Annotated in this window: 20 protein-coding genes; 9 read left to right on the top strand and 11 right to left on the bottom strand. The window is 69.7% G+C overall.

Annotated elements, in window-relative coordinates:
• The first annotated feature begins 104 nt into the window (after positions 1–104).
• From LRH25_RS03260 to LRH25_RS03245, 4 genes are all read left to right on the top strand, one after another.
• Positions 105–4,490: a CHASE domain-containing hybrid sensor histidine kinase/response regulator gene (locus LRH25_RS03260; protein ID WP_231010164.1), complete on the top strand. Its 4,386-nt coding sequence runs from the start codon at positions 105–107 to the stop codon at positions 4,488–4,490.
• Positions 4,487–5,752: an EAL domain-containing response regulator gene (locus LRH25_RS03255; protein WP_231010163.1), complete on the top strand. Its 1,266-nt coding sequence runs from the start codon at positions 4,487–4,489 to the stop codon at positions 5,750–5,752. The genes LRH25_RS03260 and LRH25_RS03255 overlap by 4 nt, the downstream gene beginning before the upstream one ends.
• A 259-nt stretch (positions 5,753–6,011) precedes the next feature.
• On the top strand, positions 6,012–7,217 hold the full coding sequence (locus LRH25_RS03250) for a hypothetical protein (protein ID WP_231010162.1): 1,206 nt from the start codon (positions 6,012–6,014) through the stop codon (positions 7,215–7,217).
• Positions 7,218–7,403: 186 nt separating this feature from the next.
• Entirely contained in the window at positions 7,404–8,786 is a 1,383-nt protein-coding gene (locus LRH25_RS03245; protein WP_231010161.1) for an MATE family efflux transporter, read from the top strand.
• 91 nt (positions 8,787–8,877) lie between these two features.
• On the opposite strand, the gene LRH25_RS03240 is transcribed toward LRH25_RS03245, so the two are convergent.
• From LRH25_RS03240 to LRH25_RS03210, 7 genes are all read right to left on the bottom strand, one after another.
• Positions 8,878–9,351, bottom strand: a complete 474-nt coding sequence (locus LRH25_RS03240) for an META domain-containing protein (protein ID WP_141291429.1) — start codon at positions 9,349–9,351, stop codon at positions 8,878–8,880.
• 77 nt (positions 9,352–9,428) lie between these two features.
• Complete coding sequence (locus tag LRH25_RS03235; protein ID WP_141291427.1) at positions 9,429–9,920, bottom strand: RidA family protein; 492 nt, start codon at positions 9,918–9,920, stop codon at positions 9,429–9,431.
• Between the two features lie 19 nt (positions 9,921–9,939).
• Complete coding sequence (locus LRH25_RS03230) at positions 9,940–10,347, bottom strand: c-type cytochrome (protein ID WP_231010160.1); 408 nt, start codon at positions 10,345–10,347, stop codon at positions 9,940–9,942.
• A complete protein-coding gene (locus LRH25_RS03225; protein ID WP_231010261.1) occupies positions 10,344–11,933 on the bottom strand; it encodes a flavin monoamine oxidase family protein in 1,590 nt (529 codons plus the stop codon). The genes LRH25_RS03230 and LRH25_RS03225 overlap by 4 nt, the downstream gene beginning before the upstream one ends.
• Positions 11,934–12,013: 80 nt before the next feature.
• On the bottom strand, positions 12,014–12,607 hold the full coding sequence (locus tag LRH25_RS03220) for a TOBE domain-containing protein (protein ID WP_141289564.1): 594 nt from the start codon (positions 12,605–12,607) through the stop codon (positions 12,014–12,016).
• Positions 12,604–13,926, bottom strand: coding sequence for a GH1 family beta-glucosidase (locus tag LRH25_RS03215; protein ID WP_141289563.1), 1,323 nt, complete (start codon positions 13,924–13,926; stop codon positions 12,604–12,606). The genes LRH25_RS03220 and LRH25_RS03215 overlap by 4 nt, the downstream gene beginning before the upstream one ends.
• Positions 13,926–16,349, bottom strand: coding sequence for a TonB-dependent receptor (locus tag LRH25_RS03210; RefSeq protein WP_141289562.1), 2,424 nt, complete (start codon positions 16,347–16,349; stop codon positions 13,926–13,928). The genes LRH25_RS03215 and LRH25_RS03210 overlap by 1 nt, the downstream gene beginning before the upstream one ends.
• 324 nt (positions 16,350–16,673) lie before the next feature.
• Here LRH25_RS03210 and LRH25_RS03205 point away from each other — a divergent pair, with 324 nt between their 5' ends.
• Entirely contained in the window at positions 16,674–18,260 is a 1,587-nt protein-coding gene (locus tag LRH25_RS03205) for a tryptophan halogenase family protein (RefSeq protein WP_231010159.1), read from the top strand.
• Here the strand turns inward: LRH25_RS03205 and LRH25_RS03200 are convergent.
• Together LRH25_RS03200 and LRH25_RS03195 are read right to left on the bottom strand one after the other, a co-directional pair.
• Positions 18,244–19,383, bottom strand: coding sequence for a LacI family DNA-binding transcriptional regulator (locus LRH25_RS03200; RefSeq protein ID WP_141291142.1), 1,140 nt, complete (start codon positions 19,381–19,383; stop codon positions 18,244–18,246). The genes LRH25_RS03205 and LRH25_RS03200 overlap by 17 nt on opposite strands.
• Before the next feature lie 90 nt (positions 19,384–19,473).
• Entirely contained in the window at positions 19,474–20,814 is a 1,341-nt protein-coding gene (locus LRH25_RS03195; protein ID WP_231010158.1) for a cation:proton antiporter domain-containing protein, read from the bottom strand.
• A gap of 280 nt (positions 20,815–21,094) precedes the next feature.
• Between LRH25_RS03195 and rpoN the strand changes: the two genes are divergently transcribed.
• The 3 genes from rpoN to LRH25_RS03180 all read left to right on the top strand — a co-directional run bounded on the left by rpoN (position 21,095) and on the right by LRH25_RS03180 (position 23,512).
• Positions 21,095–22,606 (top strand): RNA polymerase factor sigma-54, encoded by a 1,512-nt coding sequence (gene rpoN / locus LRH25_RS03190; protein ID WP_231010157.1) that lies wholly within the window; start codon positions 21,095–21,097, stop codon positions 22,604–22,606.
• A gap of 62 nt (positions 22,607–22,668) precedes the next feature.
• Positions 22,669–22,944, top strand: coding sequence for a hypothetical protein (locus LRH25_RS03185; RefSeq protein WP_141288980.1), 276 nt, complete (start codon positions 22,669–22,671; stop codon positions 22,942–22,944).
• A 115-nt stretch (positions 22,945–23,059) separates the two neighbouring features.
• The gene (locus LRH25_RS03180; RefSeq protein WP_141288978.1) at positions 23,060–23,512 is read left to right on the top strand and encodes a PRC-barrel domain-containing protein; all 453 of its coding nucleotides are present in this window, start codon (positions 23,060–23,062) and stop codon (positions 23,510–23,512) included.
• Positions 23,513–23,619: 107 nt separating this feature from the next.
• On the opposite strand, the gene LRH25_RS32965 is transcribed toward LRH25_RS03180, so the two are convergent.
• Positions 23,620–24,429: a beta/gamma crystallin-related protein gene (locus tag LRH25_RS32965; protein WP_310733347.1), complete on the bottom strand. Its 810-nt coding sequence runs from the start codon at positions 24,427–24,429 to the stop codon at positions 23,620–23,622.
• A gap of 241 nt (positions 24,430–24,670) precedes the next feature.
• Positions 24,671–25,690, bottom strand: a complete 1,020-nt coding sequence (locus tag LRH25_RS03170; RefSeq protein WP_231010156.1) for a hypothetical protein — start codon at positions 25,688–25,690, stop codon at positions 24,671–24,673.
• Between the two features lie 268 nt (positions 25,691–25,958).
• Between LRH25_RS03170 and LRH25_RS03165 the strand changes: the two genes are divergently transcribed.
• A complete protein-coding gene (locus LRH25_RS03165) occupies positions 25,959–26,822 on the top strand; it encodes an MlaE family ABC transporter permease (RefSeq protein WP_231010155.1) in 864 nt (287 codons plus the stop codon).
• Positions 26,823–26,824 lie beyond the last annotated feature (2 nt).

Genomic DNA, 26,824 nt, shown 5'->3' with positions numbered 1-26,824 from the left:
CACTGTAATCCGCGCGGCGGCGGCGCTCCAGTTGCCGGGCGGCATGGCCGATATGTGCGGTTGGAGACCCGTCCCCCTGGGCGGAACCGCCGTCACCCGTCGCCATGCACGCCTTGCTCATCCGCCTCTGGCGGCCTTTTTCCCTGTCCGCTGCCAGCGCAATGGCGCTGGCCACGCTGCTGGCCGGCCTGCTGGTCACGGCCGCCGCCGTGTGGCAGCGCCAGGGCCAGCTGGCGGGCGAGGCCAACGCCCGCTACCAGCACCGGGTGGACCGGCTGGCGGGCGAGATCGCGCATCGCTTCGACAGCATTGCCGCCGGACTGCAAAGCCTGCAGGCGCTGCACAGCGCCAGCCATGAGGTCGAAGCGGCCGAATTCGAGCACTTTGTTGGCGACTGGGCGCTGAACGGCACCCTGCCGGGCCTGATCAGCTTCGGCCAGGCCGAACCAGTGCGCCGCGGGCGGCTGGCCGAGTTCATCGTGCACCAGCGCGAGCTGACGCCTGGCTTCGCACTGCGCAGCGACGGCGGCCAGCCGGTGCTGTGGCCCATGGGCCTGGTCGCACCGCTGGCCGAGCATTTCGAGGCCTGGGGCCAGGACCTGGCAGAAGAGCCCGGCCTGCGCGCCGCGCTGCAGCTGGCCGTTGCCAGCGGCCACCCCACGCTGGCCGCCCATCTGCCGCCAGGCAGCGCGCAGGGCCAGGCAGGCTTCAGCTACCTGATGCCGGTGTACCGCCGCGGCACCGACCCCGTGACCCCAAGCCAGCGCCAGGATGCACTGCGCAGCATGCTGGTGGCCTCGATCAGCGCCAACGGCCTGCTGGCCGGATTGGACAGTGCCGGCGAAACACCACTGGCCTTCTCGCTGCGCGACGGCGCGGGCGGCGCCAGCGACCTGCCGATCTACAGCCGGCCCAACAGCCCAGGCGCCATGCCAGCTTTCCTGGCCGAGCGCGGCCTGCTGGTCGGCCAGCACCCGCTGCGGCTGTCGGCCAGCAGCACGCCGGCTTTCGACGCCGAGCAGCAGCACACGCGGGCGCTGTCGCTGCAGGCCGCCAGCGGTCTGCTGCTGAGCCTGCTGCTGGCCGGCAGCATCTGGGCCATGGCCTCGGCGCGGGCCCGCGCGCTGGCGCTGGCTGCCAGCATGACGGCCGACCTGGACCGGCTCTCGCAAGTGGCAGAGCGCACTTCCAGCGCCGTGATGGTGATGGACGCCCAGGGCCGCATCGTCTGGACCAACCAGGCGTTCAGCACGATGTCCGGCCACAGTGCCGAAGCGGCGCTTGGCCAGCTGCCGCATGCGCTGATGCGGTCCAACCTGGGCACGTCCGAGGCGAAGGCCGCGCTGGCCCAGGCCTATGCCGCCGGGGACAACTTCGATGGCGAGATCGAAAACCGGCGACCCGACGGCCAGGTCTACTGGACCCGCACCGAAGTCCGTCCGCTGCGCAGCGCAGAAGGCCAGCTGACCGGCTTCATGGCCATCGACACCGACGTGACCGCGGTGCGCCAGGCCAACCAGGCGCTGCAGCGTGAGCGCCAGCGGCTGGACCATGTGCTCGAAGGCAGCGACGTGGGCAGCTGGGAGTTCAATGCACAGACCGGTGAAATCCTGGCCGACGCCCGCTGGGCGGCAATGTTCGGCTACGCGGTGGCAGAGGTGCAGCCCTTCAGCTTTGCTCGCTTCTGCGAGCTGGTGCATCCTGACGACGTGCCGGCGATGCTGGCGCAAGGCCGTGCCCACCACGCCGGAGCGCTGTCGCACTACGAGGTCGAGCAGCGGGTTCGCCATGCCGACGGGCGCTGGATCTGGACCCAGTCGCGCGCCAAGTTCGTCTCGCGCACGCCGGAAGGCCTGCCCGAATGGGCCGCCGGCACCCACATCGACATCAGCCAGCGCAAGGCCCACGAGGCCGAGCTGGCCGAGCAGCGCCTGCGCACCGACACCATCTTCGCCAGCCTGCCCGGCGTGGTCTATGAATTCGAGCGACCGGCCCAGGGTGAATCGCGCTTCGTGTTCCTCAGCGGCTCGGCCGCCAGCGTGCTGGGCCTGACCCCGGCCGAGCTGCTGGCCGACCGCCACCAGCTCTACCGCAATGTGCACGGCGACGACCTGCCTGGCCTGAACGAGGACATGAACGCCTCCAGCCGCGACCTGACGCCGCTGCGCAGCGAATTCCGGCTGCGCGTGGGCGAGGCCTGGCGCTGGATCGCGGTCGATGCGCTGCCCACGCGCCGCGAGGACGGCGGCATCGTCTGGTACGGCATGCTGATGGACGTATGCGCGCGCAAGCAGATCGAGGCCCAGCTGGCCGCGGCCACGCAGCAGGCCGAGGCCGCCAACCGCGCCAAGTCGGCCTTCCTGGCCACCATGAGCCACGAGATCCGCACGCCGATGAACGGCGTGATCGGCATGGCCGAGCTGCTGGCGCAGAGCGCGCTGACCGAGGAGCAGGCCGACGCGGTGCACACCATGCGCGACTCGGCCAGCTCGCTGCTGCGGCTGATCGACGACATCCTGGACTTCTCGAAGATCGAGGCTGGCCACCTGGTGCTGGAGCGCACGCCGGTTCGCCTGGCCGCGCTGGTCGAGCGCCTGTGCGACGCGCTGCAGCCGGTGGCCACCGCGCGCCAGGTCGAGCTGCAGCTGTTCTGCTCGCCCGCGCTGCCCGAGCTGGTGATGACAGACCCGGTGCGGCTGCGCCAGATCGTCAACAACCTGCTCAGCAACGCGATCAAGTTCTCCGCCGGCCTGCCCGGACGGCGCGGCCGCGTGGCGCTGCGCGTGGAGCCCGACTGCGCACAGCCCGGCCAGGTGCGCTTCGAGGTCAGCGACAACGGCATCGGCATGGACCCGGCCACCATCGACCGCATCTTCCTGCCCTTCACCCAGGCCGAGGTCTCGACCACGCGCCGCTTCGGCGGCACCGGCCTGGGCCTGACCATCAGCGAGCGCCTGATCAGCCTGCTGGACGGCAGGATCCAGGTTCGCAGCGAACCCGGCCTGGGCACCACCTTCGAGGTCGGCCTGCCGCTGCCAGCGGCCGATCCGGCCCTGGCCACCCGCCATGACAGCCACCTGCCAGGCCAGGATGGCGACCGGCTCGCCCCCGCGCCTGTGCTACCCGAGCCCGCCTGGCAGCCCAGCGCCACCCCCGAGCTGCATGGGCTGACGGTGCTGCTGATGGCTCAGGGCGCCTTGCCCACCGACGACCTTGCCGCCTATCTGGTGCCCACCGGCGCCCGCGTGCAGCGGGTCAACAGCCTGACCCAGGCCCAGGACCTGGCCGCGGCCCACGCCGGGCCGGTGGTGCTGGTGGACGCTGCGGACGACAGCCCGCCCGACTGGCGCAGCCCGCTGCCCGGCATGCCCGGCGACCTGCGCCAGCTGCTGATCGGTGGTGGCCGCCTGGGCCCGGCCCAGCTGGTGGCACCCAACGTTGGCGCGCTGGGCGTGCTGCGGCGCCAGGCCTTGTTGCGCGGCGTGGCCATGATGGCCGGCCGTGCCTCGCCAGAGTTGCGCGCCAACGTCACCAGCGCAGCCGCGCTCGGCCTGACGCCAGTGCCGGCGCCAGGGGCGCGCTCGCTGGTCCGGCCCGGCATTGCCGACGACCCGCAGCAGCCGCCAGCCCCGCCGCCGCTCAGCGTGGCCGAGGCGCGCGCCCGCGGCCGGCTGATCCTGGTCGCCGAAGACGATCCTGTGAACCAGAAGGTCATCCAGCGCCAGCTGGCTTTGCTGGGCCACACGGCCGAAGTGGTCGACGACGGCCGCCAGGCCTTGCAGCGCTGGCGCGAAGGCCAGCATGCGCTGCTGCTGACCGACCTGCACATGCCCGAGCTGGACGGCTATTCGCTGGCCACCCAGCTGCGGCGCGAAGAATCGCCCGGGCAGCACATGCCCATCGTGGCACTGACGGCGAACGCGCTGAAAAGCGAAGAGCAGCGCGCGCTGGCCGCCGGCATGGACGGCTACCTGACCAAGCCGGTGCCGCTGCGCGCGCTGCGCATTGCGCTGGACGCCTGGCTGCCGCCGCGCCACGAAGCCACGCCGCCCGCGGAGTCACTGCCGGCGCCATCGGCCACGTCGGCTCCGTTGGTGCCAGCCAGCCTGCCGCCCGAGGTGCTGCCGGTGCTGCGGCTGGACGTGCTGCGCGCGCTGATTGGCGATGCACCCGAAGTCGTCGATGAATTCCTGCGCGAGTTCCGCAGCTCGGCGCGCACGCTGGCCCATGAGCTGCGCCTGGCTCACGCCGCGGGCGATGCCAAGCAGGCGGCCGCGCTGGCGCACAAGCTGAAGTCTTCATCGCGCTCGGTGGGCGCGCTGGCGCTCGGCGAGCTCTGCGCCACGCTGGAGCAGCAGGGGCGGCGACTGGACCCAGCCGCGCTGACGCGTGGCCTGGCCGAATTCGAACAGGCGTTTGCAGCGCTGGAACAGGCGCTGGCCACGGCGCTGGGACAGGCCCGAGGGCAGGAGGAGGCATGGCCGTCATGACAAGACTCGAACACACGGTGCTGGTGGTGGACGACGAGCCGTTTGTGCTCAAGCTGCTGACCCGCCAGTTGCAGAACCTGGGCGCGCGCCAGGTCGTCGCCGTCGGCTGCGCGACCGAGGCGCTGGCGCTGCTGCGCGCCGCGCCGCCGCTGCCCGAAATCCCGGCTGCCGACGGCGCAGCCACGCCCGCCGGCGCCTCCATAGGCCTGGTCTTCTGCGACCTGCAGATGCCCGACATGGACGGCGTCGAATTCATCCGCCACCTCGGCGAAGCCGGTTACCAGGGCGACCTGGTGCTGATCAGTGGCGAGGCGCCACGCATCGTGCAGACGGCGGTGCGGCTGGCCCGCGCGCACGGGCTGAGCGTGCTGGGCGCCCTGGACAAGCCGGTCTCGCCCGAACAGCTGCGCCAGCTGCTGGACGGCCCGCGCACGCCGGCACCGCCGCGCCACGCCAACAGCCCGCGGCCCAGCAAGGTGCAGGCAGACGAGCTGCCACGCGCGCTGGCGCAGCACGAGTTCGTCAACCACTACCAGCCCAAGGTCGAGCTGGCGACCGGGCGCTGGGTCGGCGTCGAAACCCTGGTGCGCTGGCAGCACCCGGTGCACGGCCTGGTGAGCCCGGACCAGTTCATTGGCCTGGCCGAGGAGCAAGGCCTGATCGGCGAACTCACGCGCCAGGTGCTGCGCCGGGCGCTGCGCGATTCACGCGAATGGACCTCGCAGCAGCGCCACCTGCAGGTGGCCGTCAACATCTCGATGGACAGCCTGTCGGCACTGGACTTCCCGGACCAGATCGCCGCCGAGGCCGCCGCTGCCGGCGTGGCCTTGTCCAGCCTGGTGCTGGAAGTCACCGAGAGCCGGCTGATGGCGCATCCGCTGGCCACGGTGGACGCGCTGACGCGGCTGCGGCTCAAGCGCGTCAGCGTCGCGATCGACGACTTCGGCACCGGCCACTCGTCGCTGACGCAGTTGCGCGACATCCCGTTCGACGAGCTGAAGATCGATCGCAGCTTCGTGCACGGCGCCTGGCGCGATGCCTCGCTGCGCAGCATCGTCGAATCCAGCCTGGGCCTGGCCGGCCAGCTGGGCATGAGCACCGTGGCCGAAGGCGTGGAAGACGAGGCCGACTGGCAGCTGCTGCGCCAGGCTGGCTGCCAACTGGCCCAGGGCTATTTCATTGCCCGGCCCATGCCGGCCGAAGAGCTGGACGCCTGGCAGCTGCGCTGGGCCACACGCGCCGCCTGGCTGACAGGACGCTGACGCCAGACCGCCCGCTCGCCACCCACGTGCACATTGCCGCATGGGGGGTGAAGCATTTCAAAGTGCTTCCCCGGAACAGACGCTGCTGGCAAGCTTCATGCTTCGCTCAGCGAACGTTGGGGCCCGCACTTCAAGGCGCAGCAAGCGCATCAAAGTGCACGTTACATCTGGTGACCTGTCATGCGCTGCACTCACAATGCGGCCCGTGGCAGCGCAGGTCCAGGCGTTGTTTTGTCTGTTTCGTCTCCAGAGGTAATTTGTGAGTACACGCCCACTGACTGCATTGACGCTGGCCGGCATGACCCTGCTTGCGCCGCTTGCGGCCCATGCCCAAGCGCTAAAATCTGACTTCGCGCCCAATGAGACCCAGGCCGCGCCGCGCAAGGACCTGCTGGACCTCGAGTTCAGCCCCTCGCGCAGCATGTTCACCTGGTGCGACAAGAACGGTCAGCTGTGGGTGGGCACGCTGGACCCTGCGACCGGCAACATCCTGAAGCCGACCTACAAGCTGCTGGACACCGATGCCATCACGCCGCAGGAGATGAGCATCACGACCAACGGGCCGGAGTGGGTGTCGACCTCCACTGGCGACCACGTCGTCTACACCAAGTTCGTGGCCGATCCGGCCAAGCCCTCGGCCGCCCGGCTGGCCCTGGTCGAAGGCAGTGCCGACGGCACGACCTGGGGCGCACCCATCATGCTGGGGCCCAATGCGGGCCGCAACGCGCCGTATGCCAGCGATGACACTGGCGACACGCAGCCGCGCATCAGCTATGTCGATGCGAAGAACAACCACTACTGGCGCTACCTGTACGACGTCGCGTCGGAAGCGCCAGTGCTGGGCATGGCCCGCACGCCCAAGCCGGTTTCGGTGCGATTCACCAAGGGCAACAACGGCCTGGTCTATTCGCAGGACGTCAACGGCACCAATCAGGTGTTCATGGAACAGCTCGACACCGGCAAGCTGACCCAGATCACCAGCGACGACGGCGCCAAGGACGTGCGCACGGTGCCCTGGATGTGGCGCGCCCCGGAATACAACAACAAGCTGGTGCTGCTGAGCACCGTCAACGAAAACGAGCTGCGCTTCTACAAGGGTGACGGCTCGGGCAAGTGGGCGGTCATCAACAGCATCATGCTGCCTGCGGGAAGCACCGTGGCCTCGCCCGAGCCCTTCGTCTACCTGGGCAAGTCCTACGTGGTGCTGGCGGTCAAGAGCGAGCCCTACACCTACCCGACGGCCATCTACATCGCCGCGGTCTCGCCCACTGCCACCACCAAGCTGTGGAAGGTCAGCGACGACGCCGATGGCCACGAGCGCATCGACCCTGAAGTCTTCATCACCACCCAGAACGGCGTGGTGGTCTTCTACAACAAGTTCAACCCGGCGATGGACCCAACCGGCGAGCAGCCCACCTGCGCCGCCTGCTCCGAAGGCCTGTTCCGCGCCACCACTGGATTGTGAGAGCGCCCCCGGGCCGACGCCAGCGTCGTCCGCCCCCCGAGGGGGTCAGGGAAACTTGGGGCGGCCCGGCGTTTCCTTGAGACCGCGCGTCGCCAGGTCGATGGACTGTCCGCGGTTTCTTTTTGGGTACACACCCGCTTTTCAGGGCATTGAAGGGATGTGGGCCGGGCCAGACTGGCGGACGTCATGCCGCACCCTCCCCGTTTGCTGAAACTCGTCTGGCCGCTGTTCCTCGAACTCGGTCTCGGCATGGCCGTGAGCCTGATCGGCACTGCGCTGGCTGCCCGGCTGTCCGACGAAGCAGGCGCCGGCTTTGCGCTGGCCAACCATGTGTTCGCCACGCTGTTCATGCTGTTCCGCGTCATTGGCGCGGGCATCAGCGTGGTGCTCACGCAATGCCTGGGCAGCCAGCGCCGTGACCAGGCCGACGCCGTGGCGCGTGCCGCGCTGGGTGCCGCCACCTGGATCGGTGCCGCGGCAGCCGTGATGGCGCTGGTCGGCGCGCGCGGCATGCTGGGTCTGGTGAATGCCCCGGCCGAGGTGCTGGTCGTCGCCGTGCCCTTCCTGATGACGCTGGCGCCCTGCATCCTGCTGGACGCCTGGAATGCCTCGATGGCCAGCGTGATGCGCTCGCACCTGCACGCCCGCGAGGCGCTGTTCGTCATCATCACGATGCATCTGGTGCACCTGCTGCTGGCCGTGCCACTGATGCGCGGCTGGGGCCCGGTGCCTGCCCTGGGCCTGCCCGGCTACGCACTGGCCATGCTGGGCGCGCGCTTCCTGGGCGTGGCGCTGCACCTGCTGCTGTGGAAAGTGCGCCTGGGCCTGGTGCCCACCCGGCGCGACTGGTGGCACCCGCCGCGCCGCCAGCTGGCCGCGATCCTGCGCATCGGACTGCCCGGCGCCGCCGAGAACCTGAGCTGGCGGCTGTGCTTCATGGCCAGCGTGGCCGCGGCCGGCCACATGGGCGCGCAGGCGCTGGCCACCCATGCCTACGTGATGCAGGTCATGTACTGGCTGCTGCTGTTTGGCGCAGCCACCGGCCTCGCGGTCGAGATCGTGGTCGGGCACCTGATTGGCGCCGGCCAGCTGCACGAGGCCCACCAACTGGTGCGCAAGGCGCTGGGCCGGGGCATTGTCGTCAGCCTGTGCCTGGCCTTGCTGGCCGCACTGGCCGGCCGCCACTTGCTGGGCCTGTTCACCGAAGATGCGGAGATCCTGCGCAACGGCGCCTTGCTGCTGTGGCTCACGGTGCTGGTCGAACCCGGCCGCACCTTCAACCTGGTGGTCATCAACGCGCTGCGCGCCGCCGGCGACGCCCGCTACCCGGTGATCGCCGGCACCGGTTCGTTGCTACTGGTGCTGGCCGGCGGCAGCTGGCTGCTGGGCGTGCACCTCGGCCTGGGCCTGCCGGGCCTGTGGCTGGCCTATGCATGCGACGAATGGATACGCGGCCTGCTGATGTGGCGCCGCTGGGCCAAGCAAGCCTGGGTGCCCCACGCCCGCGCGACGCATCGCGCGTTGCGCCGGGATCGCCATGATGGCGACGTCAACCTGGCCGCAGCCTAGCGAGCCAGCAGCCGGCGCCGGGCCGCCCCAAGCGGCTGCGCAACCCGCTTGGCGGGTGGTCTCGCGTACTCGCGGGACCGGGTGCCTCAGCTCAAGCGGCGCGTCGCAGGCGGAGCAAAGCCGCGCCCAACTCACCGCGCAGCACCAGCACATCGCCTTCGAGCACACCCGAGCGGGTCTGCTCCAGCAGGCGCAGGAACTGGTCTTCGTTTTCCATCACCGGCGTGCCCATGCAGAGCTTGCGGGTGGCGGCCAACGGGCCGAAGCGCAGTTGCTCGCCTTCGATCTGCAGCTTGCCGCCAAAGCCGTTGCAGCCGCCCGAGCCGCTGACCTGCGTGGCGCTGATGAACTGCAGCGACGGCAGGCCGCCGCCAGGCGTGGCACTGCTGTCCAGGCTGATCGCGATCCAGCGACTGCCGACCAGCTCGTGCAATGCGCTTGGCGTCGAGACGGGCGCCTTGGCGCCACTGGCCGTCGGCGCGCTGCCGCAGCCCCCCAGCAAACCGGCACCGGCCCCGGTGCACAGCGCGGCGGTCAGGCCCCACCCGGCCATCCATCGCTTCATGATCAACCTCTTTCCGATGTGTCAGCGCTCACAAGAAGATGCAGGCTGCAGCACCATTTTCTCATCCCCTGGCGTTGTCAGGGCCTGGCCGCGCTGACCTCGATCTCCACCAGCCAGCCCGGGTTCACCAGCCCGGCGACCTTGACCGTCGAGCGCACCGGCAGGTTGGGCTGGGCTGCACTGCCGAAAAACTGGCGGTAGCCGTCCATGAAGCCGTCGAAATCCATCGCGCCGTTCAGCGCCGGGTCGCCGACCAGGAACACCTGCATGCGCACCACGTCCTTCATGCCCAGCTTCAGCGCAGCCAGCGTGGCCTCGATGGCTTTCAGCGTGCTGACGGTCTGCACGCGGGTATTGCCAAACGAGGCCACGCTGTTGGGCGCTGCGGCCGGATCGGCCACCGTCGGGCCGGCGCCGCTGAGGTGAACCATCGTCACGCCGGCCGGCACTTCGACCGCGCGGGCAATCGGAAAGTCGGAGTTCGGGATCTTGTAGCGGATGACTTCGGCGGCCTGCGTGGCGCCCGCCAGCAGCAATGCGGCGACGGCGAAGAGGGGGGCTTTGGGCATGAGGTTCTCCAATTCGAATTCAGCGCTGGCGCTTCACGTCCGCGGCCGTGACAGGCAGCGGCAAGGGCTCGCCAGCCGCGGGCCTGGGCCCGAACTGCTGGCGCACGAAGTTGACGACCGCCGCGACCTGCACGTCTTCCATGAACTCGCCGACGGGCGGCATCGCCCTGCGGCCGTGCAGCACGTTGTGGATCACGTATTCGGCCATGCCGGCGCGCACGTTGCCGCGCAGCGCCGGGTAGGCCCCCGCGCCTTGTGCGCCCTGCCCCTGGTCCATGTGGCAGCCCTGGCAGGCGGCGCGGTAGAGCGCGGCGCCATCGCGCTGCTGGAAGGTCCAACCCTGCGACAGCAGCGGGTCGACCGAATCGGCGTTCGCAGCCAACGGTGCCGCGAGCAGCAGCAACGGGAATGCAAGCCTGTTCATCATGACGTGGCCACCGCCTTGGCATGCAGCCGGCCCACCGCGTCCAGCGCCGACAGCACCGCGCCCTCCTGCCAGGCCGGCAGCAGCGAAGCGTGTTCGCCGGCCAGCACAACCCGGCCGTCGACGGCGCACAGGTTCGCGTAGTGCGCCGCGCGCAGCTCGTCGCGCCACTCGGCAAAACAACCCAGCGTGGCCGGCATGCGGTGCCAGGCGACCGACATCCCGTTCTCGAACTCGGCCGGGTACTGTGGGTGGATGCGGGCACCCTGTTCGAGCGCAATGCGCACCCGCTGCTCGGGCGCCATGCCGCTCAACTCGAAGGCATTGGGCCCCCACACGTAGGCGCCCAGCAGCACACCCTTGCCGCCGCGGTTGAAGTCGGTCGACGGGTAGCCGATCTGCGTGATCGGCAGGTCGGTGCGGGTGTTGCCGCCGAAGATGCGCTCGTCTTCCTCCCAGAAGCGGCGGCGGAACTGCAGCCCCACCTTCACCGCCGCGGCATACGGCACCGCCTCGATGGCGGCCTGCAGCGCCGGCTGCACCTGCAGCGCCAACTGTCCCAGCACCGACAGCGGCAGCGTGCAGACACACCAGTCGGCCTGCGCGACCTGCTCGCTCGCACCGTCGCGCAAATAGCGCACCGTCACGCCACGCCCGTCCTGCGCAATGCCGGTGACCTTGGCATCCAGCGTGACCAGCGGCGCCACCTCGCGGTAGATCGCCTGCGCAATGCGATCCATGCCGCCGACCGGCTGGAACATCGTCGTCTGGTACTCGTAGCCATGGCCATCGGCCAGCCCGCGCCACAGCCCGCTCTTGAGCAGGTCACTCAGCGCAACAGGCTGCGAAGGCACCGGCGCCGGCATCAACCCGCCGGCCGGCGGCACCTGCCAGCCGCGCCGGTCGGCGCTGTGGAAGCCCGCCGTGTAGCGAAAGTCCTTGTCCAATGCGCCCCAGCCCCGCAAGGCCTCGCGCAGCTGGTCCAGGTCGTCCTTGCTGACCGCTGCATCGAGTTTGGCGGCCGGCGCCAGCCGGGCCAGCAGTTCAGCGACCTGGCCGTTGAAGTCCGCCTGCACTTCGCGGAAGCGCTGCGGCCTGCCGCCAAACGCGTCGAGGCTGTGCAGGTAGGCGTTGTGGTTGACCTGCACAAACGGCTCCAGCGGCACCTGGAAACGCTTGGCGTAGTCCAGCACGCCATGGTGGTGGTGCGGAATGCGCCAGGGGCCGGGATTGAAGTACAGGCCCGGGTCGAACTGGCAGTGCTGCGTGGCGCCACCCAGCTCGGTGTAGCGGTCGCCGCCGCGCAGCGTCCAGGCCCGGCCACCGGCGCGCTGCTGGTACTCCAGCACCTGCACCTGGTAGCCGGCGGCACGCAGCTCCAGCGCAGAGACCAGCCCGGCCATGCCGGCGCCCAGCACCAGCACCCTGGCGCCGCGTGGCGCGCCCTGCAGTTTCGGCGGGCCGGCGTAGCCCGAAGGCTGGGCCTGGGCCAGGCCGCTCATGGCCTGCAGCATCGCACCGCTGCCGGCGGCCCGGGCGATCAGGCCCAGCCAGTCGCGGCGAGTCGGTGCGGCGGCGGTGCCCGGCATGCCGGGTGGGGGAGAAGCAGGATGGGACAAGGCGGCGGCAGGAAAAAGTCGCCGCCAGCGTACCTTGTTTCAGCCCGGCTTCAAGGCCATTTCATGTCCGGCACCAGCGCTGGCCGGCAGCTCACCGAGCTGGTCCTGCCCGACGGCAGACAGGCCCGGCGCCCGCCCTTTGCGCTCGGTGCAAAGCCGGCCAGCAACTGGCCGTCGTGGCCGTACAGGCCCGCCTCTTCAACACCCAGGTCGACACGGTCTCCCGTCTGCGGCAGCCCCTGCCAGCGCTCGCCCAGGTCCAGGCTCAAGGCCTCGGCATGGCCGGGCAGCAGCAGTTGGACCAGGCTGCGGCCACCGAGCAGCAGCACCTGCAGCACCCGGGCTTGCAGCACCAGGCCGGCTGTGCGCCGTTCGGTGGCTTGCCTCAGCACCTGCAGCCTGGCAGGCCGCAGGCCCAGCGCGATGACGCCTTCGGCCGGCAATACAGGCAGCGCCTCGGGCCAGACCGCCTGCCCCGCTTCCCCAGCCTCCAGCACCAGGCGCCCGTCCGCCGCGCGCGAAGCACGCACAGGCAGGTAGACCAGGCGCGGTGCCCCCAGGAACTCCGCCAGGTAGCGATTGACCTTTGCGCTGCGGTCCACCGCGACAGCCGCTTCGGCGGCGGGCGCCTTGCCCGCTTTCACGGCCCCGCCTGCGCAGCGATGAACTGCCGGTACCAGTGGGCGCTGTCCTTGGCGGTGCGCTGCTGGGTGGCGTAGTCCACATGGAACAGGCCGAAACGCTTGGCGTAGCCCGAGTTCCACTCGAAGTTGTCCAGCAGGCTCCAGTAGAAGTAGCCGCGCACGTCCACCCCGAGCTGCATCGCCCTGGCCAGGGCCTGCAGGTGGCTCTGCAGGTAGGCGATGCGGGGCGTGTCGGCCACGCGACCTTCGCGGAGTTCGTCCGCATTGGCCATGCCGTTTTCGGTGATGAAGATCGGCGGCGGCGCGTATTCGCGGGTCAGCCGCACCAGGTGCTGCGTGAGCACCTCCGGCACCACCTCCCAGCCCATGTCGGTGAAGCCTTGCAGGCCGGGCGCGGGCGGTGCCGGCGGGCTCGCACTGATGATGCTGCGGGTGTAGAAGTTCAGCCCCAGGAAGTCCAGCGGCTGCTGGATCGTGGCCATGTCGCCAGGCTGGACGCGCGGCGCATCCGCGCCCAGGTACGCCAGCACATCGGCCGGGTAGGTGCCGCGGAACACCGGGTCCATGTACCAGCGCACGTTCAGGCCGTCGTCGATGCGGGTGGCGATGCGGTCCGCCTCGTTGGGCGCCGCCGCAAAGGACGGCGTGTGATTGAGCACGATGCCCAGCGGCGTGCGGCAGACCGCCCGCATGGCCTGGATGGCCTGGCCATGGGCCAGCAGCAGATGGTGCGAGACCTGCGCGGCCTCGGCACGGCTGGTGTGGCCGGGCGCGAACTGCGCCGTCTCGTAGCCCAGCGTGGCCACGCACCAGGGCTCGTTGAGGGTGGCGATGGAGTGCAGGCGGTCACCGAAGCGGCGCGCCACCTCGGCCGCATAGTCTGCAAACAGCGGCGCGATGTCTCGGCTCAGCCAACCGCCGATGCTGTCCTCCAGCGCCGCTGGCAGGTCCCAGTGATAAAGCGTTGCAAGCGGCTGGATGCCGGCGGCCAGCAACTCGTCGAGCAGGCGGTCATAGAAGTCGAACCCGGCCTCGTTCCAGGCACCGCGCCCCTGCGGCTGCAGGCGGGACCAGGACAGCGAAAAGCGGTACGCGCCCAGGCCCAGCCAGCGCATCAGGCCCACGTCTTCGGCATAGCGGTGGTAATGGTCGCAGGCGACCTCGGGGGTGGACGCATCCTTGATGCGACCGGGCTGGGCGCAGAAGCGGTCCCAGATCGAAGGGCCACGGCCGTCCTCCCGGGCGGCCCCCTCGATCTGGGCGGCACTGGTCGCCGAACCCCAGAGGAAATCCGAGGGGAACTTGTCAGCGAGGGCCATCAGAACTCGATGCCGGCGTTCACGCCCAGGGTCAGCGGCGGCAGGTACTGCGACTGCCACGCGCCAAAGGCGTTCTGCGCATTCGTCTTGACCTTGGCGTTCTCGATGTTGCGCACCCACAGGTCCGTCCACCAGCCCTTGGCCGCGCTGTAGCGCAGCCCCACATCGGTCCGGGTGTAGGCCTTCTGCTTGTCCCCGTCGCCCAGGTTGAAGACGCTCAGCCAGCTGGCGGTCTCGTAGTGCAGCGCGATGCGCGGGGTCAGGGTGCCGCCGTTGTCAAAGCCGAAGGTGTGCTGGTATTGCACCTGCGCGGAGAAGCGCGGGGCGTGCGGCAGCTCGTGCCCGGTGACATCCAGACAATTGCTGATCAGCGGATCCGGGCAGGCCGGCAAGGCGTAGTCGTTGCTGCCCGCCAGCAGCTTGCCCAGCCGGGTGTGCGCGTAGGCAAGCGAGAGCTGCAGCCGGTCGGCCTCGGTCAGCTTGGCGGCCAGTTCGGATTCAACGCCGTAGACCTTGGCGCCTTCGGCGTTCGAGGTGGCCAGCGAGTGGCTGCCGTCCGGGTTGGTGACCGGCGCGCTGAACTGGAAGTCCTTGAAGTTCTCGTAGTAGATCGCGTTGTTGAACCTCACCGAGCCGCCCGCCAGCGTCATCTTGCTGCCGACCTCGTAGTTGGTCAGGGTCTCCATGCCATACGGGCGGCCACCGTCCTGCAGGCCGCCGGACTTGTAGCCGGTGGACACGCTGCCGTAGAACAAGGTGTCCTTGTCGACCTGGTAGCTCAGGCGACCCAGGTAGGTGGCCTTGTCGCCCTTGTAGTGCCCATCGTTCTTCTGGTAGCTGGAGAAGCCGGAGCCCGCCGCCAGCGGATCGCTGCCAGCATCCAGAGGTACCTGTTGCACCGTTGCGTCGCCGGTCCAGCCGTTGTTGGTGCCGCCTATGTTCTTGCGGTCGTCGTGGGTGTAGCGGGCGCCGCCGGTGAGGTGCAGCGCGTCGCTGAGGTTCCAGGTGGCCTGGCCGAACACCGCCTGCGAGTTGACCGTTTCCTTGGGCTGGATGAACGAGCCTTGCCAGCCCACGGTGCCCTGCTGGGTGCCGTTCATGATGGGAATGTCGAAGCGGATGCCGTTGTCCTCGGCCGCGTAGTACAGGCCCAGGATCCAGTCGATCTCGTGCTTGCCGGTGGACAGCAGCTCCAGCTCATGGCTGTGATTGGTGTACCTGGACCAGTTGGTGCGGTTCTGCTGGTAGGTGGCGCCAGTGGTGAAGCTGGTGGGTACCTTGGCGCCGCCATCCTGGTCATAGTCCGCCGAACCGGTGAAGCGCGACCAGCCGCCGATGTAGGCCAGGGCCAGGTCGGGGCTCAGCGCGTAGTCGATGCGGCTGCGGAAGGTGTTGCTGTCACGGTGCATGGCCGGCGCGGTGTCGATCAGCGCAGACCAGAAGCTCTCGCCCTCGCGCGGGGTCTGCATCAGGTTCATGCTGGGCGTGCCGCGGTCCAGGAATTTCTCGTAGGACAGGTCGATGCTCAGGGCCTCGCTGGGCTTCCACAGCAGGCTCAGGCGGCCGGCCGTCTGGTCCTGTGCGCTGTAGCGAGGGCCGCCCTGCACGAAGATGTTCGGGTTCAGCGGCTGGAAGGCGATCGGGTTAGCCGGATGGGCGGTGTTCCATGCGTCGATCACCGGCGCCGCAGCGGCCTGCTGGCTGGCCAGCGAAAGCTGCGGCGCGCGCTGGTAGGCCACAAAGCCGTCGTGCTGCTCGTGCACCAGGGCCACGCGCAAGGCCATGTCGTCGCTCAGCGGCAGGTTCATCGCACCGCGCACGCCAATGCGGCCGTAGTTGCCCAGCCCGCCTTCCACGCTGCCCATCAGCTTGCCCAGCACCGGCTTGGCCGTCTGCATGTTGACGGCACCCACCGTCGAGTTGCGGCCCCACAGCGTGCCCTGCGGCCCCCGCAGGACCTCCACCGACTCCAGGTCGAACATCAGTGCGGCAGCGCCTTCGGCGCGCGGTGCGTAGATGCCATTGACGAACATCGCGACCTCGGGGTCTGCGTACTCGGTCTTGGCACTGTCATTGCCAATGCCGCGCAACGTCATCGTGATGACCCCGTGGTCGCCCTGCGTGGTGGCCTGGAAGCTCGGCACCAGGTTGACCATGTCGGCAATGGTCTGCACGTGGTTGTCGTCCAGCTGTGCCGAATTGATGGCCGTGACAGCCACCGGCGTGCGCTGCAGCGGCGTGCTGCGCTTGGTGGCGGTGATCACCACTTGAGACAGCGCATTCACGCTGGTCTCAGCCTCGGGGGCCTTGGGTGCGGCGGGATCGGCGGCCTGCGCGTGTGCGGTGCCTGCCAGCAGGCTCAGCACCGCCAGAACAACGGGGGTCTTCAAGGCCAGGCGCGCTGGCTGGGCAACATGGGTCATCTTGTCTCCTGTCATGGGCACGGGCCGCGTCAGCGAAGGCTGCGCATGCTCTCCTGCGGACTGGCTCGTTGTTCGAGCCAGCAGCTCCCGGCCTTCGAGGGCTGTGCCTCGAAGTGCCGATGGGCCGGATCCTAACGACGCGATGACAGCGCTGTCAACGGTACAAATGACAGCGGTGTCAAAGATCGTTCTATGATGCTTTCCAGACACTCAGTGAGAACCCTCGGGTCCCTGAACAGCCGCCCTGAAGGGGCACGCTGCGGTGTCGCCCGCGCCCGTCACCCGGCGCACATGCATGCCACCCACCTCGTCATGGAAGCTGCGATGTCCACACAGATGCCACCGGTCCGGAACGTCCTCATCCTCGGCGGCGGAACGGCCGGCTGGCTCACCGCCTGCTACCTGGCTCGCCACCTGCGCAGCGACCGGCCGGACGGCATCCGCATCCGCCTGGTCGAGGCCAGCGACATCCCCATCATCGGCGTCGGGGAAGGCAGCTTCCCTTCGATGCGCGGTACGCTTGCGGCCATCGGCATTGACGAGGCCCGCTTCATCCGCGAGTGCGGCGCCACCTTCAAGCAAGGCATCCGCTTTGACGACTGGCAGCACGCGCCGGGGACCGCGACGACGCAGCCTCGCTCCTACTTCCATCCCTTCAGCACACCCAGCCAGCGCCCGGGTGCGCCCGAGCTGGTGCCCGCCTGGGTGGCAGGCGCGGCGCCCGGCGTGGCGCTGGCCGACGCGGTGACGCTGCAGGCCGCGGTGGTGGCCGCGCGGCGCGGGCCCAAGCGGCCGGGCGATGGCGACTTCAGCGGCGCGATGAACTACGCCTACCACTTCGATGCCGGCAAACTCGCCGGCCTACTGGGCCGCCGGGCCCGCGAGCTGGGCGTGCAGCACCAGCTCGCCCAGGTGGAACGCGTGGCGCTGCGCGCGGATGGCGGCATTGCCGCCGTTCACACCCGCTGCGGCCAGCAGCTGGAGGCGGACCTGTACATCGACTGCAGCGGCCTGCGCGCCGAGCTGATCGGCCGCAGCCTGGGCGTGCCGCTGAAGTCGGTGAGCGACCAGCTGTTCGTCGACAGCGCGCTGGCGCTGCAACTGCCCTACCCCGCAGCCGACGTTCCGATTGCCTCCTGCACCATCTCCGCGGCGCAGGAAGCCGGCTGGATCTGGGACATCGGCCTGCAGGAGCGCCGCGGCATCGGCCATGTCTTCTCCAGCCGCCACACCGACGCCACGCAGGCCGAGCGGGTGCTGCGCGCCTATGCCGGCCCCACGGCGGACGGACTGCCGGTGCGCTCGCTGCAGTTGCCGCTGGGCTACCGTGAACTGCAGTGGCAGCACAACTGCGTGGCCGTGGGCCTGTCCAGCGGCTTCCTGGAGCCGCTGGAGGCCTCGGGCATCGGCCTGATCGAGACGGCCGCCTACCTGATCGCCCACCTGTTCCCGTACGACGGACAGATGGCCCCGGTGGCGCGGCATTTCAACCAGTTCATGCGCCAGCGCTACGAGCGCATCGTCGACTTCATCAAGCTGCACTACGGCCTCAGCCAGCGCGAGGACAGCGCCTTCTGGCGCGACAACCGCGACCCCGCCAGCTTCAGCCCGCACCTGCGCGAACAACTGACCATGTGGCGCTGCCGCCCGCCGCACCGGCTGGACTTCATCACCGACGTGGAGATGTACCCGCCGTCCAGCTGGCAGTACGTGCTCTACGGCATGGGCTTCGAGACCGAGCGCCACGCGGCCTGGCAAGCGGGCCAGCCGCTCGCGGCGGCCTCGGCCGAGATGCGCCAGTTGCGCTCGCTGGCACCACATGCAGTGGCCGACCTGCCAGACCACCGGGCCCTGGTGACGGCGCTGTGCGGGCGTGCCGCCGAGCGCGAGCCAGTCAACGTGCGCGCTTGACCGCTGCCTTAGTGCCGGCCTTCGAAGCGGCCCTCGCCGCTGGCCGTGGCGCGGCTTGCGGCGCAAGCCCAAGCTCTGCCTTGCCGCCAGGGGCGCTGGTCGAGTCGCGCACCACCAGTTCATAAGGCAGGACCCGGTGCGGCGGACCGGTCTCGCCATCGTCATGGCGCGACACGGTGAGCATCTGCACCGCCTCGTGCGCCATCTCGTTCATCGGCTGCCGCACGGTGGTCAGCGGCGGCCAGACCAGGCTGGCTGCGGCGGAGTCGTCGAACCCGGCGATGGACAGGTCGTCCGGCACGATCTGCCCCAGGCGCTGGGCGGCCGCCAGCACGCCCAGCGCCATGTCGTCATTGCCGGCAAAGACGGCGGTCGGCCGCTGCCTGCGACTGAGCAGGTGGTGCGCTGCGTCAACGCCCGAGTCGAAGCAGAAGTCGCCGCGGTAGACCATCTCGGGGTCCACGGCCAGGCGGTGGGCCTTCATCGCCCGCAGGTAGCCCTGGTAACGCAGGCCGGACGCGGCCTGGTTCTTCGGCCCCTGGATGAAGGCAATGCGGCGATGGCCCAGGCTGATCAATAGGTTGGTGATCTCCTCGGCCGCACGGGTGTCGTCCATGCGCACGCTGGGCATGTCCGGCAGGTCGCGGGCGGGGGAGATCAGCACGCAGGGCGTGGCGCTGTCGCGCAGCGCTGCCAGCACCTGCGGGTTGTCGCACAGCGGCGGCGTCAGGATCATGCCGTCGGGCCGCAAGGCCCAGACCATGCGATCCACCTGCTCTGCCAGGTCCGGCGCGTCGTCATGCAGGGACTCCACCACCAGGTGATAGCCGGCCTCGCGGCAACGCAGCGTGGCGCCCTGCTGCACCCCGCCGACGAAGGCCGCGCTCGGATCGTAGTAAAGCAGCCCGATCAGGAAGGAGCGGGCACCGGCCAGGCTGCGGGCCGACTGCTTGGGCCGGTAGTTGAGCTCGGCCACGGCCCGCTGCACCGCCTCGCGGGTGTCTTCCCGCACCCCAGGCTCCTGGTTGACCACGCGCGAAACCGTCTTGATCGAAACCTGGGCCAGGCGGGCCACGTCATGGATGGTGGCGGTCGCGGTGCTGCGCTTGTTCACGGAAGGCATGCCTTGGAATGGAAGGGACGCATTCACTGTGCCACAGCGCGAGCCCGGGGGTGGCCGGGGGTGGCCGGCTGTTGCGCGGCGCGGAACAGCTCAGCGCGGCGGTAGGCGGCCTGGATCTTCCTCGACGTCCAGCGGACTGGCGGGCACCGCGCGGCCCATCTGCAATCGCCGGTCACGCCGCCGGTCCCATTGCTCGCGGCGGCGCTGGTAACTGCCCATCAGCGGCGTGGCCGAGACGCCGTGCACGCCGATGGACAGCGCAATGCAGGCCAGCGTGGCCGACACCAGCCGCTCGGCGGCCTCGCCCTTCACGCCCATCTGCAGCGCCATCGCCAGGTACAGCAGCGAGCCGACGCCGCGAATGCCAAACCAGGCCACCAGCCCGCGCTGGCCGCGCGGCAAGGGCCGCGGCAGCAGCCCCAGCACGACGCTCACCGGCCGCACGACGACCAGCATCGCCAGCGCGAACAGCAACACCCCCAGGCTCCACTGCACCCGCGTCATCGCCGCACCGATCAGCAACACCATCAGCACCTCGACCAGCCGCTCGCAGCGCGCACCGAAAGCCCGCAGCTGATGGCCCAGCGGCTGGGCCTCGGGCGCGGGCGATGCGGCCGGGTGGTGGCGCAGCAGCGTCGCACCCGCGGCAAACACCGCCAGGAAACCCGAAACCGCCAGCCACTGGGCCAGGCCCGAGGTCAGCCCGATGGTGCCCAGGTACAGCAGCTCGTCCCATTCGGTCGACGAACCCGAGCGCACGCGGCGCAGCATCAGGTGGCCGATGCCGCGCCCGCAGGCCGCCCCCAGCGCCACGCCGCCGCACAAGGACCAGGCCGTGTCCACCAGCGCCCAGCGCAAGGCGTGGTCGCCCAGTTCGTGCAGGCCGAGGAATCCCAGCGACAGCAGCACCAGCGGCGCCGCGGTGCCATCGTTCAGCGCACCCTCGACCGTCAGCGACATGCGCAGCGCGTCGCGGTCGCTGGCGTCATGCACCTGCACGTCCGAGGCCAGCACCGGGTCGGTCGGCGCCAGGATGGCCGCCAGCAGCAAGGCCATCGGCAAACTCAGCGGCAACAGCAGCCAGGCCAGCGCGCCGCCCAGCAGCCAGGTCCAGACCACGCCGGAAGTGGCCAGCAGCACGGGGGCGCGCCAGGCCTGCCAGTTCGCCGGAATGCGGATCTTCAGTCCGATGGCAAACAAGGACAGCAGCACCGCCAGCTCGCTCAGCACCCGCACCAGCCCGGCATGTTTGTGCGCCAGGTCCAGCCCGGGCAGCGGCGGCACCGCCACGGTCGCCATCACCCAGCCGACGATGAGATAGATCAGTGCCGGCGACAGCGGCAGCCGCCTCACCCACGGCTCGGCCAAGGCCATGGCCACCAGCACGGCCCCGACCAGCAAGAAGCTCGCGCACAACAGCGACATGTCCATGCAGCGCAGGACAGGCAAGCCCCATGCCGCGCATCGCGGCGGGCGCGAGGCCGGCATCGGACGGGATCTGTGCGCCGCCGTCAGCCGCCTCCGACAGCGCCGGGATTGCTTGCCGCAAAGCCGCCGGCCGGCGTGTGTAGTTTTGACAGGCCAGCATCGCCCAGCGCCGCCAGGTACGACCTGGTGGCGAAAGTTGCGACAAGATAGGCGGCAGTTCGCCGGAAAAGACAACAGCTCCGCGCCCACCCGGCCAGGCATGGACATTGCGCAGGCGCTTGTCATGAACACCCTGACGCTGCGCGGCGAACTTCGCCAGAAACAGACCTTGTCGCCCCGTTTGCAGCAAGCCGTGCGCCTGCTGCAGCTGTCGTCACTGGACTTCAATCACGAGGTCTCCGAACTGCTGGACCGCAACCCCTTCCTCGACACCGATGAAGCAGGGGATGCGGCGGCGGCAGACCGGTCGGACGGCGTGGCCGCCACCGTGCGAGACCGCCACGACGGCGGCGACGACGCGGCAGCCCACACCCAGGCGCTGGACAGCGACGACAGCCAGGCAGGCGAGCCGCTGCCTGAGGGCGCCAGCGGGCTGGACACGCCGCCGCTGGAAAACGCCTCCGACGCGCCCGAGCCTGGCGACTGGAACGACCTGCCCGAGGCGCGCCAGCGCAACGCCGAAGGGGGAGAGGCCAGCGCCCTGGACTTCGTGCCCGAGGCCACCACGCTGGCCGAACACCTGCACCGGCAGCTGGGATGCATGCGGCTGTCCGAGCGCGACCTGCTGCTGGCCCGCACCCTGATCGATTCGCTGGATGAAGACGGCTACCTGCGCCAGCCCATGGACGACCTGCTGCCGCCGCTCAGCGACGAGCCGCCAGTGCAGGACGTGGAGTGGCGCATCGCGCTGCGCCATGTGCAGTCGCTGGAGCCGCTGGGCATCGGTGCGCGCACGGTGCAGGAATGCCTGCTGCTGCAGCTGCCCTCCATCGTCGGAGCCGAGTTGCAGGCACTGGCCACGCGCATTGTTTGCGAAGAACTGGAGGGCCTGGCCAAGCGTGACCTGGCCGGCATGGCGCGCCGCCTGGGCGCCACGCAGAACGACGTGGAAGCCGCCTGCGCGCGGCTGCGCCGGCTGGACCCGCGGCCGGGCTGGCGCGTCGGCGGCAGCCGCATCCAGTACGTGACGCCGGACGTGGTGGTGCGCAAGCTGCGCGGCCGCTGGACCGCCATGCTGAACCCGTCCATCGTGCCGCGCGTGCGGCTCAACCACACCTACGCCGACATGCTGGGCCGCCAGCCCAGCCCGCATGCGGAGCTGAGCTCGCACCTGCAGGAAGCGCGCTGGTTGATGCGCAATGTCGCCCAGCGCTTTGCCACCATCGCGCGCGTGGCCCAGGCCATCGTCGACCGCCAGCGCCAGTTCTTCGACTACGGCCCGATGGCCATGAAGCCGCTGGGCCTGCGCGAAATTGCCGACGAACTGGGCATGCACGAATCCACTGTTTCGCGCGTGACCAACAACAAGTACATGGCCACGCCCGGCGGTGTGCTGGAGCTCAAGCATTTCTTCTCGCGCGCGATGGTCAGCCGCAACGGCAGCGCCTGCTCGCCGACCGCGATCCGCGACCTGGTCAAGCAGATGATCGAGCACGAGCAACCGCAGGCCCCGCTGTCGGACGCCGAGATTGCCCGCCAGCTCGCCAGCCAGGGCCTGGACGTGGCTCGCCGCACGGTCACCAAGTACCGCCAGCTCATGCACCTGGCACCGGCCAACCGCCGCACACCGGCCTGAGCCGGCGCGCAGGCATGGCACCTGCCCATGCAAGGCAACCCCCACCACCAGGAGTTGCCTTCATGCGCACCGCCAACCCGACCAAGACCCAAGCGCCCCATGCGCAAACCACGGCCAACCAGCAAGGGCAGGCCAAGCCCCAGCTGCCGCATGAGCGGGATGAATCGGCCGACACCGCAGCCGAGCCGGACCCGGTGACGCGCCAGGCCCACCAGGACGTGGTCAGCGGCAAGGTCGACACCGACAAGGGGCCGGTGCTGGAAGCGCTGAACCGCCGGCTGCCGCCATCGGCGCCCGGGCCCAAAGGCAAGCGCGACCCGGAACATCCGCCCCGCTGAGCGGCGTGTTCCGCGGCACACCACTTGCCGTGACCAGACCAAGTGCGCAACGGCCCGCCCGCTGCGCTTGTCTCTACCTTCTTCGCTGCGGCCCGCGCCGCAAGAAAGGCAAACCATGGCCATGCTCGACACCTTCCCCGGCAGCGCCGACCTGCGCGACCCGGCACTCGTCAACCCCGGCCTGCCGCCCGGCACCGTGACCCCCGTGCCCAACGGCCCGGGGCCGGGCCTGCTGACGGCCAGCACCATCACCGGCGACAAGATCCTGAACCTGCAGGAACAGACGCTGGGCACCATCGAGGAGATCATGCTGGACATGTCGTCCGGCCGCATCGCCTACGTGGTGATGGCCTCGGGCGGCTTCCTCGGCCTGGGGGAAAAGCTGTTCGCCCTGCCGTGGAGCGCACTGACGCTGGACGCCGACCGCAAGTGCTTCGTGCTGGATGCCAGCAAGGAAAAATTCGACCACGCGCCAGGCTTCGACAAGGACAGCTGGCCCAGCGAAGCCGATCGCGAGTGGCATGTGCAGGTGCACCGCTACTACAGCCGCCCGCCTTACTGGGAATGAGCCCAGGCCGGGCATGACCCGCTGCCGTTGCGGCAGACGCAAAAAGGGCGACCCGAGGGTCGCCCTTTTTGCTGGCCGCTCGTGCCAGGCACGAGCGCTTCCCAGCATCACGCGCTGCGCGGTTCGCCGCGGCCGTTCACGGTGATGGTCGGGCCAGGCGGATTGGTCGTCTGAACGTGGTGATAGATGCCGTTGTAGCGGTAGACCACGTCGTAGTAGTCCGGCGTGCGGTCGGGCACGTTCTGGCAACGCTGCACGTTCTGCACCGACTGCTGCTGGCCGCGGTCGATGTTGGCACCCAGCGCGCCACCCGCGACCACGCCCACTGCGGTGCCGGCATTGCCGCCGCCGATCTGGTGGCCCAGGATGCCGCCAATCACCGCGCCAGCCAGCGCGCCCGGCACATTCGGCTGGTCCTGGCGCACGACACGGTCACGCTCGATCCAGCAGCGCTGGTTCGGCTCGCCCATCACGGCCCGGACCTGCGTGACTTGGGCTTCGTACAGACGCTCGCCACCGCGGCGGTAGTAGTTGTAGGCGGGCGGCGGCGGCGGCGCATAGCGCGCCTCGTCGATCCGGTCATTGCTGCGCAACAGCCGTGCCGAGGTGACGCGGTCGTTCAGGCCCATGTCGCGCAGCGACGGGTAGCTGCCACTGCGCAGCACCACGCAGCGGCCACGGAAATTCGAGTCCTCGCAGACTTCCCAGCGCCCGCCGCGCACGTCGACCGAGGATGCGCGGTCATTGAAGCCATAGCGGTGCAGGTCATCGACGCGCGTCTGCACGCTGACCGAGCGGCCTTGGAAACGATCGTTTTGGTAGAAGGTCACTTGCGCCATCGCAGGCGCTGCCAGCACCAGGATGCCGGCAGCGGCGAGCAGCTTCTTGAGCGGCGAATTGATCAGGGATTTTTTCATTGGACTTCTCCAGACTTCAGGTAATAGAGGCACCTGATTTGCCGGCGATTTCGAATCGCCGCACCGGCAGGGGGACCGGGACCGCGGTGGTCAGTGGATCAGAGCGATCAGGATGATGATGGGAATGGGCACGCCCAGCGCCCAGAGCAGCAAGGAACGCATGGTGGAACTCCTTCTTCGTGCTTGCAGGTTCAACGTGTGGCGCGGCCAGTCGGTGGACAGCCGCGTGTGACGAATGGCTTCAGGCCCGGTCGCGTTCGCGCCCGCCGTAGGTCGCCGCCAGCGTGGCCGCGAACGCACCGATCAGCAGCGAGATGAACAGCCACAGCAAGGTCTTGGCCGAGGCGCCGCGGGCCTGGTCGGCGGCAACGCGTGCGGCGTTGTCGGCCTCGGCCGGCTGGGCCTGCAGCCGCGCATAGCCATCCGAAACCCGCTTCTCGGCATCCTGCGGCGCCAGCCCGGTCTGTTGCGAGACACGCTGGCCCAGGTAGCGCAGGTCGTCTGCCGGCAAGGCCCCGCTGCGCAGGTTGGCAACAAAGATGGCCGTGGCTTCCGCGGCCAGCGCGCGGTCGTTCGAGCGGTCCAGGCTGCCGCTGACGGGCATCACGGTGGGCACTACCGTGACGGTGCCTGGCAGCGCGTTGGCCGCGGCCGCAGTGGCCGTCGCCGCAGCGGCATTGCGCGCGGTCACCGCGGTGTCGGTGCTTTGGGGCGCGATGCCGTCAGGCGTGCGGAAGAGCTTGTCCACCGCATAGCGCGTCGGGTCCGCCGCAGCCACGGCCGAGCCGCCGCCCACCAGTGCCGCAGCACTCGCCTTGGCGCCGCTGCCGATAATGCTGGAGGCTGCACCGCCCAGCACCGCGGCGCTGACCAGTGTCGCCAGGCCCCAGGACAGGAAACCGTGCACCGTATCGCGGAAAAAGACTTCATCGCCTTGTGCATCGCGCCAGCGGCTGCGCAGCCGGCCGGCAATGTAGCCGCCCAGCGCCGAGGCGGCCAGGCTGGTCACGATGATCCACAGGATGGCCGCCACGCCCAGCGTGCCGACATCGGCCCCGTGCTGCGCCCAGGGCGACGCGGCGGACAGGCCCAGCCCGGAGCCGAGCATCAGCAGGATCAGCGACAGTGCCGCCGCGCCGGTCGCACCAGCGAAGACCGCCGGCCAGGACACGGCACCCAAGGGCGTGGCCATCACTGCCGGGGCGAGGGACAACTCGTCAGGCAGGGCGTTCAGCCTCGTCGCGGGATGGATGGTTCCCATGGAAGTCCTCTTGGGGTCATTGAAGCGATGCGGCATCATCCAACCCGCCCGGCTGCCAGGCCGTGGGAGCTGCGCTTGACACACTGTCAGCCGTGTCCCACAGCCGAACCCGCTGGCAGCCGATGGCAGCCAGGTGCCGGCACGGCACACTGCAATGCAAGATTGCCAAGGTGGGCCCGCTTGTTGCAGCGCCTTGTCGACGCCTCTTCGTGACGCGTCCAGTCACCCCATTCCGGCCCCCTTGAACGAGACACCCAGCAGCCCTGCGATGCCCGAACCCGAAGCGCCACCGCCAACCGACCCCGCCAAACGCCCGCGGCGCGCACCCAGGCCGCGGCCCCACTGGGTCACGGCGCTGGGCACCCGGGTGGCCGAAGCGGGCGCACGCACACGCTGCACCTGGGAGTTCATCGGCGACGTGCTGCTGGGCCTGGGCCGCCTGCTGCGCGGGCGCAGCACCATGCGCCTGAGCGACCTGGTCTACCAGATCGACCAGGCAGGGCCGCGCAGCGTGGCCATCGTCTCGCTGGTCAGCGGCCTGGTCGGCGTGATCCTGGCCTACATGGGCGCGGTGCAGCTGCAGCGCTTTGGTGCGCAGACCTACATCGCCGACCTGGTGACGATTGGCGCGGTGCGCGAGGTTGCCGCGCTGATGACGGGCATCATCCTGTCGGGCCGCATTGGCGCGGCCTATGCGGCGCAACTGGCCAGCATGCAGGCCAATGAAGAGATCGACGCGCTCAAGGCCATGGGCGTGAACCCCATCGATCACCTGGTGCTGCCGCGGCTGCTGGCGCTGACGCTGGTGGCGCCGCTGCTGACGGCCTATGCCGCCATCGTCGCGGTGGCGGCCGGCTGGCTGATCGCGGTGGCCATCTTCGGCGTGGCCCCGGCCGAATACATCTACAAGTCCAGCCAGGTGCTGACGCTGACGCACGTCAACGTCGGCCTGGCCAAGGGCACGGTGTACTGCCTGCTGGTGGCGCTGGCCGGTTGCCGCCAGGGCCTGAACGCCGGCCGCAGCGCCGAGGCGGTCGGCGAGGCCGTCACCAAGTCCGTGGTCCAGGCCATCGTCTGGATCGTCGTCGCCGCATCGGCATTGACAGTGGCGCTGCAGCGCCTGGGCTGGTGAAG

This window comes from Ideonella azotifigens (assembly GCF_021043325.1).
Lineage (GTDB): Bacteria > Pseudomonadota > Gammaproteobacteria > Burkholderiales > Burkholderiaceae_C > Ideonella > Ideonella azotifigens.
This window is presented reverse-complemented; position numbering and strand designations above follow the sequence as displayed.